A 10483-nucleotide genomic window follows, 5' to 3' on the forward strand; every position below is an offset into this window, starting at 1 on the left:
CTAAAAAACCGCCTCCCCGGCACTCCGTGGCCCATGGAATTAGAAACACGTCCACTACACTGATCTCACCGGACAGTGGTCGTTTGCTTTTTGGAGGCTTAGTCCCCGTCAAAAAACCTGACCCAGGGGAAGCTGCGGACCCGTGAGTGGTGGCACCTTGGTGACCCCGTTTAGGAATGTGATCGAATCCGAGTCCCCGTCCGGCACTATTTGTGATGGAGGGGTATTCATGAAAAAGCACAACACAGAACACGGTTTGCCGATCATCCATGCCCGCGCCGCGGGCATTGATATCGGTTCACGGTTCCATGTGGTTGCGGTGCCCACCGCGCTCGCCGAAGAACCAGTGCAAACCTTTCAGGCTTTCACGGCAGACCTGGAGCGTATGGCTGCTTGGTTGGTCGAGCTTGGGATCACTACCGTGGCAATGGAATCAACGGGTGTGTATTGGATACCCGTGTACGAGATCCTGGAGACCCATGGCTTACAGGTCATCTTGGCTAACGCCCGGGATGCCCGGGCCGTACCTGGGCGCAAAACTGACGTCAACGATGCGCAATGGATCCAGCGCCTGCATGCTTGCGGTCTACTGCGCGCCAGCTTCCATCCTGAGCGGGAGATCGCCGCGCTGCGCAGTTATCTGCGGCTACGTGAACGTCACCTCGATTACGCTGCGGCCCATATCCAGCACATGCAGAAGGCGCTAACTCACATGAACCTGCAATTGCAGCATGTGGTGAGTGACATCACCGGCGCCACCGGTATGCGGATCATCCGTGCCATTGTCGCAGGAGAGCGAAATGCCACGATGCTCGCCGCCATGCGCGACTTGCGCTGTCAGTCGAGCGTCGAAACCATCCAACGTGCGCTGGTTGGCAATTACCAGCCCGAGCATGTGTTTGCCTTGAGTCAGGCACTGGCCATGTATGACGCCTACCAGGCCCAGATTTCTCTCTGTGATGAGCAGATTGCCCAAAGCTTGCAACAACTCTCTCGTGGTAAGCCCCGTCCCAGCGAAGCGCTACCCAAGCCTCGCCACCGTACCCGGCAGCCGAACGCACTCAACTTTGATGTCCGCACCTTGCTCTATCAACTGGTCGGTATCGATCTGACCCAGATCCATGGCATTGGCCCTTACCTGGCACTGCGTCTGGTGGCCGAGTGTGGAACGGATCTGAGTCGCTGGCGAACGGCCCAACACTTCACCTCATGGCTGACACTGGCTCCGGGCTGCCGGATCAGTGGTGGCAAGGTACTGTCAGCTCATACTCGCAAGACCAAGAATCGAGTCACCGCCCACCTACGACTGGCAGCGGTGACCATCGGCAGAACAAATACAGCGCTGGGGGCATTCTACCGACGGTTGTCAGCGCGCATCAGCAAAGCGAAGGCGGTCACCGCCACGGCCCGCAAGATTGCGGTCTTGTTCTATAACGCCATGCGTTTTGGTATGGAATATCAGGATCCTGGCGCCGATCACTACGAGCAGCAGTACCGCGATCGGGTGGTCAAGGGATTGCACCGTCGGGCCGCCGAATTTGGTTTTACCCTACAGGCAATCGAGGGTGTTTCTTAGGAGGCTACTGCTCTCTTGATGGCGGACGAGTTCACACGTACGCGCTGATAGACCGATTAAGGGAACAAGCCCCCATCACCTTGGTCTGCTGCGCTTTCGATGTTCCAACATCCTGCTTTTACGACTATCTGGCCCGCAGACGGGCGATTAACCGTGAGCGGATACAGCAACGCAGTGAGTTGCGCCGGTTGTTCAAAGCGAGCCGGAACTCAGCAGGCAGCCGTGCCTTGATGTCGATGATGCGGGAGTTGGGGTATCAGATTGGTCGATTCAAAGTACGTAACCTGATGAAGGAAGCCGGGCTGGTATCCAAACAGCCGGGCGCTCATCGTTATCAGGTCGCCCAGTCTGAGCGACCGGATATCCCCAATCTGCTGGCCCGCGAATTTGATGTCCAGCAACCCAATCAGGTGTGGTGTGGCGATATCACCTACGTCTGGGCTGGTGGCCGTTGGCATTACCTGGCAGCGGTGCTTGACCTGCACACCCGGCGGGTCGTGGGCTGGGCGATGTCTGATAAACCTGATGCAGAATTGGCAATCAAAGCACTGGCGATGGCCTATCAGCAGCGTGGTTGCCCATCTGGTGTGCTGTTTCACTCTGACCAGGGCAGCCAAGGGCATTTCGGCAACGACTGTGGCGCTATCGCATGACCCAGAGCATGAGTCGGCGTGGCAACTGCTGGGATAATGCCCCGATGGAGCGATTGTTCAGAAGTCTTAAAACGGAGTGGGTTCCGGCTATGGGATACATGAGCGTGCGGGAGGCAAAGCGGGATATCAGTTATTACCTGATGGATTACTACAACTGGCGGCGTCCACATCACCACAATGACGGGATACCGCCAGCAAAAGCCGAAGAACGGCCTAACCAAGTGTCCGGATTTAGTTGACCACTACACCCTCTACAGGTACTAAAGAAAGCTTTACCACCGTAGTATTGGCAACAAGAGCTGTGGAGCAGAACAGCGAGCACAACATAAATATACTCAGCCAATGCCGTGCCCCCCTTGCCAGCTTATTGACAAACTGCAGAAAGTTCATACAGACCTCCAAGTCCTGACGGTGACTTAGGCAATTTATAATCAACTAGGCAGTTCTGATCCGCGGCACTACCCCATCGAACTAAGAGGCGTCCTACATCCTGTAAACCGCTTACATAAACATCACCTTCATATCCAACCACCGCGACACTCATGCCGGTACGGTTTTCCCCCTCTTCGACAACAACAGCACCAAAAGGTATCAAGGTTCCATCTGGGCGAGATATCCGAATCATTGCATTCGATCCCTTTTTAGTTAAAAACTGTACAGGAACCACTGCACCATTGGTTGGAACTACCTTTATTTCAGTCTGTGAGATACTCACATGATCAGGTAGGCTCAAAGGGTCAACGGCAACCTCATTAACTTGGTATGGTGACAAGCTACCGAGCGTTGTATATCCACGAGTATCGGTTTTTACTCCAGGCCAAGATCCCACCTCCATATCAGCTGCATCAGGTGCAACTACTAGTCCAACCGTTTGGCCCAATGGTTGTCCCAGAGTAAGACCATCGTCATGCAACACAATACCTCCAGCAAGATTGGCATTCATCTGTCGACTATCACGGCTATGACCATAACCCACATTAAAAGAGTTGTATTGACCGTTCCACCCCAAATACAGTGCGCTACGCCCATGCTCATCATGAACACTATCGAAACTTTGCTGCTCTCGCACATCCCAAGTCATGCGACGCTCAAAAGCGTCTCCTCGCACACCTATTTCGTGCTGCTGATCTTGATTATTGCCGTCTCTAAACTGATAGCTAATATATACTGGTGTTGACTGACCGAACGAAAGCGGGTGAGAGATACGTAAGCCTACTTGATTATTATTCCTTGTAGATTGACCTCCCCATTCCACCTTGTAACTTTTCGACCAATCAAGGGATAGAGACACTCTTCTATAAGTCATCCCATAAGAGAAACGTAAAGATATATTGCTGGGCAGATTATCCTGGTAACGATTCTGAATAGCTGCAATATTAATATTACCCCATCCAGCCATCGACTGGCCTAGGGTTACCGAAGTGGCCCTCTTAGCAAGACTGAGTGGTAGGCAATTATTTGTACTTCCTGCTGCTGATTCACTATAACTATCAAGCACATCAGCAATTGTGCGAAATCCGTTGGCCGAATAAATATTACTTTCAAGCGAAAACCAGCTTTGAGTCTGCTCCATATATTTGCTATATAGTAAGCGCCACTTTTCACCTCCCTCACCCTCACATCCTCGCTGTTGCCAGCGGCCATGGCTGCTATCCAGAGAGATAGCGCCAAGAATACCAAGTGACACACCTAGCCCTAATGCACTTACACGATAATGGGATGAAAACTGCCCTCCACCAAAGCTGGTGAGCCCCAAAGGTAAACCGTACATCAACGAAAACTGGCCAATGGGTGCTTTTTCTACCTGTAGCCTGGCAGACCGATAATAGCCACCAGCCCACTCATATTTGAATGCCCTCTCCCTCAATGCAATGGCGGGGGTCGCATAGGTAACATTAAACACTTGGGGTGGACCATCACTTTCAAGTACTGTGACCTCAAGAGCCCCACTAGATCCACCAATGGACAGTTCGTTTAGCTCGAAGGGGCCTGGAGCTACCGTAGTGCTAAAGACAAGATAACCGTTCTGCCTGACCTCAACCACTGCCTGGCTACGCGCATTACCTCGTACCACTGGGCCGTATACCCGCTGTTCATAAGGAACCATTTCTTCGTCGGTAGCCAGAATAATGCCCGTCAGAGGCACACTATCAAACACGTAAGAAGAGCTAAATCTCTCCCCCAAGCTCAAGCGACTTTTCCAATCATTCACCCCCCTCTCAGCAAAGGTATAGGCATATTGCCACTGACCTGGCTGCCAGTTACTCGCATTGCGAATACGCCAAGCCCCAAAGTTTAGTCCAGGTTCCAAAATGGCAGACCACTGTTCATGGCACTCATATCCAAGACAGCTTTTTGTTCTAGCACGATTTACACTAATCCGATAATTCATCAACAAGGCGGTAATACCATCATCCCACAGATCCTGTGGCACGCCACCACGACTATCTTGCATCAACGCTAACTGCGGCACGCTTATAAGCAATTGCTGACTGTAAAAGTCAAAGTAAATAGCTGCCTGTGGAATGGCCGATATATCTACACACTGTTCCGAAACTGCGTCTACTGAAGGCTTATCTACTCTTTGACCGGCAAGGGCAGGATACTCATCGACCTTGATTCCGTAGCGGAATAATTGTTTCTTGCTTAAACATGTTTGCAAGCTGCCATCAACCGCACGTTCAAAAGCAAGTTCCTGACTATCAACCACACGACCATTAAGCAACACCTGGACAAAATATGTACCTGGCGGATGTCCCTCACTAAGGATGGCCATATCAACATGAGACTCTAGCAAAGTCGGGTCAAAGCGATAATCAGCCCATCCCAAAGTGGGCAACATAATGAACACTAAGACAGGTAATTGCAGCTTATTATATTCCATCAAAACCACTCAATGTAAATTCGCAAACTAAAGTTGGGCAGTTATGGGAGAACGGTATTGAGTAAAGGGCCTTCTCCCCCCAAATCACTTATTGCGCGCCATTTTACCTCGCCGCTAACCCCTTCCAATAAGCTAAAAGTGGAACTGGAAAAAGGAGCTATGTGACGAACCGATTCAACAGATTCTCCGCCCACTGTAATAGTGCTGAGATTTATATAAAAAGGAGTAGGGTTAAACGCAGTAAGCTCCTTTTGGTTAAGTCGCCAACTCAAGCGTTCAGCCATAAGCAAGGGATCGTGCTGTACTAGCTCATTTGGGCGTACAAGAAGTTTGATGCAGTTTTTGATTGACATCTGTACCATCAGTGTGGCTTGCTCTGGGCGATTTCCCCCTGCCCAACTATCGTCACCGCTTGGAGGGATTCCCTTAACACAGACCCAATATAGAGACTCTCTATCCTCTGGAAATTGACCTCCGATCTGAACAATACGTATCTTTGCACGCTGCTTACCATCAAGGCGAAATAGTGGAGGTACAGCCCTGAAACTACCAGTAGGGGTATTTTCCTCTTCCCCATCCGCTATGATCCTAGTTTGAACCAACATGGGATAATCCTGCTCATTAACTACAGGTAAAATCTGCCCTTTACTACTAGGATTATAGATAACCCGACTTTTCCCCAACACAACAGCAAACTCTTGATTCTTAATGGGTAATTTTCCATTTCCTGCATGGGCGATAACGGAAAATAGATTAACATATATAATTATTGCAACTGTGGAGAAGGTCTTCACTAATCACCTCGAAAAGGTAAATGCAGGTATTTATGTGATGGCAGAAGATTCTCCGCCATCACATAACATAAATCTAATGTAGCCTCAACCTTGACTACATTGTATATTTTATTGCTTCCATAGCTATCTTGTAGGTATCAGCGCGAACAGAGGTAATAGATGGTACCTTGTTGTCATTCCCCCCCCGAACAATATGCTCCCCTTCAGGATACTTATAATACGTATAGTTACCGGCCTTGAAACTCCCCTTGTTAGCATTCTTCAGGCAAACTTCAATTTTATTATTTTTATCTGCTGACCCCAAAAGATACGCGCAACTGGGATATGCTAAATTTGCATCGAGCAATCTGACTGCCGTGTCACTGCCTGTAAGTGTAAATTTCGCGACATCAGTAAGATCCCCTTTTAGAATATCTTTAACTGTAAGGTTGGCAACAGGCGTAATAGTTATTCCGACACGACTTTCACTGGTTACAACAATATCAGCCTCAGCAATCGCTTCAGAGCCCAAAATAACTGTCTCAGCTACAACAGAAAAAGAGGAAGACATCATCAATGCAAACGCAATATTGGATAATTTACTCATAATTTCAATTTACCTATCTTATGTTTCGAGGTTTGTTTTGCAAAATATGCCAAATTTTAGACAGTCAAAAACGTCATGCACAGGTACGCGATCCTCGTAAGAATATTAGTGCCCCCCCAAAAAGAAAGAACCAAGGTGGAGCAACTTTTACTAATTTATACATATACACCTACTACGGTATTGCATGGCATGTTTGTTGTGTCACCAGGCAGCATAATTCGCCAACGCAAAGGTATACACATGGAACCACCATGAAAACCCCCACCTAGATATTATAATAAAATATAATATATATTTTCTGTTTTGAGGGGCCTTTTAGCTTTGTTTATTGTTATGCCCCAGTTATATGCTCCTTTGGTGCCTCATGCAAACACGTGTTGATATTCACGCGCCGCAGCTTGAATGGAACTAACTGAGGACTTGGTGATCTGATCACCACCATACTCTTCAAATCTGCATTATGGGCACGTCGCTTCACACCATCATCAACGTAACCGTTCACCAAGGGTGGGTTGACAGGAAAAAGAGAGGATCGTCTCTTGATCGCCATCAGCCTGTTGCATGATCCCGCCCGTGTTGCATGCGCGCTGGCATGACCAAAAACAGTCGACACCGGCAGTGCCATCATTGACTCTCGAGCAGGCCTACGAGCTGATATACAAGCTCCTGGACCGTATCACCGAGTTGGAGGACCGCCTTAATCAACACAGCGGCAACTCCTCCAAGCCGCCCTCCAGTAATGGTCCTGGCTGCACACCTCCTGTTAGGCCGCGTCCGGCTTCCGGTAAAAAACGTGGGGCCCAGCCTGGCCACAAGGGTCAGCGGCGCGAGAGCCATTCACACGATGCCCGTCTGTCCGTGGAAGCTCACTACCCAGCATCGGATTGCCCCTGCTGTTGTGGCAACGTGCTGGCGCATGAGAAACCTTATCGAGCGCATCAGGTGTTTGAATTGCCAGAAGTGAGTTACTTCGTTACCGAGCATCAACTGTTTCGCGCCACCAGTACCCGGTCGATTCACACGGTGGATGCCGCACTGCCTGACTCGGTCAACGACACTCAGATGGGCCCGAACCTGCTCAGCTATATCGCGCTGCAAAGTGGTCAGTTCCATCAGAGCGTCACCTAGATACAACAGCAACTGAAGCAACACTTTGGTCTGGTTTTTAGTCGCGGAGCCATCAGCGAAGCACAAGGCGGGTCAGTGCCATGCTGACGCCTACTCACTAGGCCATCAAGCATCAGGTCCAGTCGGCCTCACTTATCCACGCCGACGAGACCCGCCATCAACGGGGTGGTGAGCGGCGCTGGATGTGGATGGCTCTGAGCAAGATTGCAGTCTGCTTCATGACCGCCTACGGCCGTGGTATCGATGCTGCCAAGCGCCTGTTGGGGTCAGAGCTGGCCGGCGTGCTGGTGACGGACCAGTATGCTGGCTACCGGTTTGTCGATGCGAGTCAGCGCCAACTCTGCTGGGCCCATGTGCTACGCAATGTGGTCGCCATCGCCCAAAGTGGTGAGCAGGTTAATCAGTCCATCGGCGCCAGGTTGGTACTGCTGGCCAACAGTGTCTTTCGGGTTCGCCATCGCTATGAGAATGGGGCCTTGAGCAGAGAGCGCTATCAACACCGGCTCAGGCGTTATCGGCAGAGCTGGTTAAAGCAGTTAGAGCAAGGAGGGCTGCTTTGCTCGAAGCGCTATCGGGGGCGCTGCGAGTGGCTCATCAAGGATGACGAGATGCTGTGGCGGTTTATGAGTGATGACGATATTCCGCTGACGAATAATGAGGCAGAGCGAGCGCTGCGCGGCTATGTGCTGTGGCGCAAAGGAAGCTACGGAGTATGCTCACATCGTGGCGAGTTGTTTCGCCAACGTATCCTGTCGTTGGTGGAGACAGCCAAACGCTTGGGACGTTGTCCCCAGGAGTGGCTGCGCACCATCGTCAAAGCCTGCATCGAGAAAACGGATTACCCCATCCCAGCCGAATTGTGTGTGTCAAGCACCTGCCGGTGAACGGTTACTCACCAACTGGCCTCAATACAACAAGTCTTTGATTAACTGTGGTTCACTCACCTTCTGGGTTGATGCTGAGGCCATGAGCAACTGGTTTCACCATGATCATCATGGGCGGCGGGGTCGCAGTCAGCTCTACACCGATCAGACCATCTGTACCTTCCTGCTGCTTAAGGGGATTTTTAACCTCACTCTGCGGGCCACTCAGGGACTACTCGACTCCCTGTTCGAGTTGATGAACGTACCGCTTTGTGCCCCCGGATTACAGTTGTGTAAGCAAGCGGGCCCGCACGGTGACGGTGGCTTATCGACAGCCCCCAAAAGGACGTATTACCGATTTGGTTATCGACTCAAACGGGCTGAAGGTATTTGGTTAAGGCGAGTGGAAGGTCAGAAAACACGGCGCCGAGAAACGGCGAGCCTGCGCCTACGACAGCAAAGCCAGCCATCAGCTGATAGCAGGTAAAGGGGCGACAGCCTGTATCCCGCCTCGCAAGAACGCGGGGTCATGGAAAAAGGGACACCCAAGAAATGAGGTCGTGCAGGTGACGCGCAAAGAAGGGCTGTCGCACTGGAAGAAGATATTTGGGTATCACCGGCGCTCGCTGACAGAGACGGCGATGCATCGGTTCAAGCAGTTGCTGGTGGGGAAAATCAGTCTGCGAAAATACAACGGTCAGGTTGGGGAAGTGATGGCGTATGTTGGAGCGATAAACAAACTGAACAGCCTGGGTCTGCCTGTCAAAAAGCCCCAAGTGTAACGGTCACTTGGGGCTGGGGCAGTTGCGGCTTGATGGTTAATTTGGGAAACAACGCCCAGAGTGGCTCCAGGCGACGGGATACCGTCAGTCAAAGCCGAAGAGCGGCCCAACCAAGTGTCCGGATTTGGTTGACTACTACAATACCAGCTCAACCGATCGGAGGCATCACAGTATCTTATATCCTAAAAGGAGATCCCATCAGCTTTCCAAGTCCCCCTCGATGTTGAGCCCAAAAACTCCATGAAGACCCTTGACGAGAACCAAAAACGGTTGCTCGATTAGCGTAATTGGCTGAGTTGAACAACTTGGAACCGGTTACCTGTGCAATTTTCGCCATAGAACTGTTTGAAACCTCGCCGGCAATATGCGCCACGGAAGTGATTTTTTTACCTTGCTCAATCAAAAGACCACAACCACTCAACTCCGCGGTCGTGAATAACTTCGAAGAGTTACTTAAATTCATGGTAGTAATACTGCTAGGCTTGTACGGCAGATATTGCAGGGGTACATTACCATTAGGCGCTATTCTGGGGGTTGTTTTTGCCATATACAGACCTCCTTTTCGCCACACGCCGGAATTGACGACATCATCAACCGGACTAGCTGCAAGGAAAGATTTGGCATTTTGGAATGATAACGAAGGTGCCACCTTGTTAGCCATCTTGGCTACAGAGCGACTCAAGCCAGCCCCCGCAATACCTGTCACCGCGCTGGCAATGCCAGTCCCTAATGATATCCAGCTGAGAGTGGACGATGCTTGCGGGTTACTCTCTTCCGTCAAGGCAGACGCAATACCTGTCGCAGAAGATACGATACCCAGGACAGAAGAGGTTATTGACAAGGCGGTTCCTGCCGTCATCATGGCAGCTCCCGCTGCGATCCCCGTCCCCAGGGTGACAATCGAAATCAGTAGCCCCAAAATACCCAAACCAAGTCCCACTCCTGCCGACACGCTCATATGACCACTTGGGTCAAGCAGGTTAATTGGGTTTCCAAGGGTATAGGCATAGGGGTTAAGCCCTCCATCACCAAAAGGGCTTAAACTGTCAGCCGCATGAAAACGCATCAGCGCCGGGTTATAAGCCCGATACCCTTTCCCTAAATGGTATAGGCCGGTAACCGGGTCTCGCCGCTCGCCGTTGAATCCGATGAAATTAGTCATAATCGTCAGCTGATTTCGAGCCTCATCCGCCATCAACAAGCCCGAGCTATTCGTC

Annotated in this window: 5 protein-coding genes and 3 pseudogenes; 4 read left to right on the forward strand and 4 right to left on the reverse strand. The window is 50.9% G+C overall.

The window, feature by feature from the left end; all coding sequences use genetic code 11:
- Window positions 1–229: 229 nt before the first annotated feature.
- The gene (locus AB5Y71_RS15875) at window positions 230–1576 is read left to right on the forward strand and encodes an IS110 family transposase (RefSeq protein WP_368171845.1); all 1347 of its coding nucleotides are present in this window, start codon (window positions 230–232) and stop codon (window positions 1574–1576) included.
- Between the two features lie 2 nt (window positions 1577–1578).
- A pseudogene (locus tag AB5Y71_RS15880) lies at window positions 1579–2468 on the forward strand (IS3 family transposase); the annotation flags it as partial.
- A gap of 125 nt (window positions 2469–2593) precedes the next feature.
- On the opposite strand, the gene AB5Y71_RS15885 reads toward AB5Y71_RS15880, so the two are convergent.
- The 3 genes from AB5Y71_RS15885 to AB5Y71_RS15895 all read right to left on the reverse strand — a co-directional run bounded on the left by AB5Y71_RS15885 (window position 2594) and on the right by AB5Y71_RS15895 (window position 6493).
- Complete coding sequence (locus AB5Y71_RS15885; RefSeq protein ID WP_368171993.1) at window positions 2594–5113, reverse strand: fimbria/pilus outer membrane usher protein; 2520 nt, start codon at window positions 5111–5113, stop codon at window positions 2594–2596.
- 41 nt (window positions 5114–5154) lie between these two features.
- The gene (locus AB5Y71_RS15890; RefSeq protein WP_368171994.1) at window positions 5155–5907 is read right to left on the reverse strand and encodes a fimbria/pilus periplasmic chaperone; all 753 of its coding nucleotides are present in this window, start codon (window positions 5905–5907) and stop codon (window positions 5155–5157) included.
- A gap of 94 nt (window positions 5908–6001) precedes the next feature.
- Window positions 6002–6493, reverse strand: coding sequence for a hypothetical protein (locus tag AB5Y71_RS15895; RefSeq protein ID WP_368171995.1), 492 nt, complete (start codon window positions 6491–6493; stop codon window positions 6002–6004).
- A gap of 561 nt (window positions 6494–7054) precedes the next feature.
- Here AB5Y71_RS15895 and AB5Y71_RS15900 point away from each other — a divergent pair.
- Window positions 7055–8505: pseudogene (locus tag AB5Y71_RS15900) on the forward strand (IS66 family transposase).
- Window positions 8483–9266 (forward strand): annotated as a pseudogene (locus tag AB5Y71_RS15905) (IS5 family transposase). The pseudogenes AB5Y71_RS15900 and AB5Y71_RS15905 overlap by 23 nt, the downstream one beginning before the upstream one ends.
- A gap of 175 nt (window positions 9267–9441) precedes the next feature.
- Here AB5Y71_RS15905 and AB5Y71_RS15910 read toward each other — a convergent pair.
- Window positions 9442–10483, reverse strand: a 1042-nt coding sequence (locus AB5Y71_RS15910) for an RHS repeat-associated core domain-containing protein (RefSeq protein WP_368171996.1), incomplete at its 5' end; no start/stop codon positions are given.

It is taken from the genome of Aeromonas sp. R9-2, from assembly GCF_040908025.1.
Taxonomy (GTDB): domain Bacteria; phylum Pseudomonadota; class Gammaproteobacteria; order Enterobacterales; family Aeromonadaceae; genus Aeromonas; species Aeromonas veronii.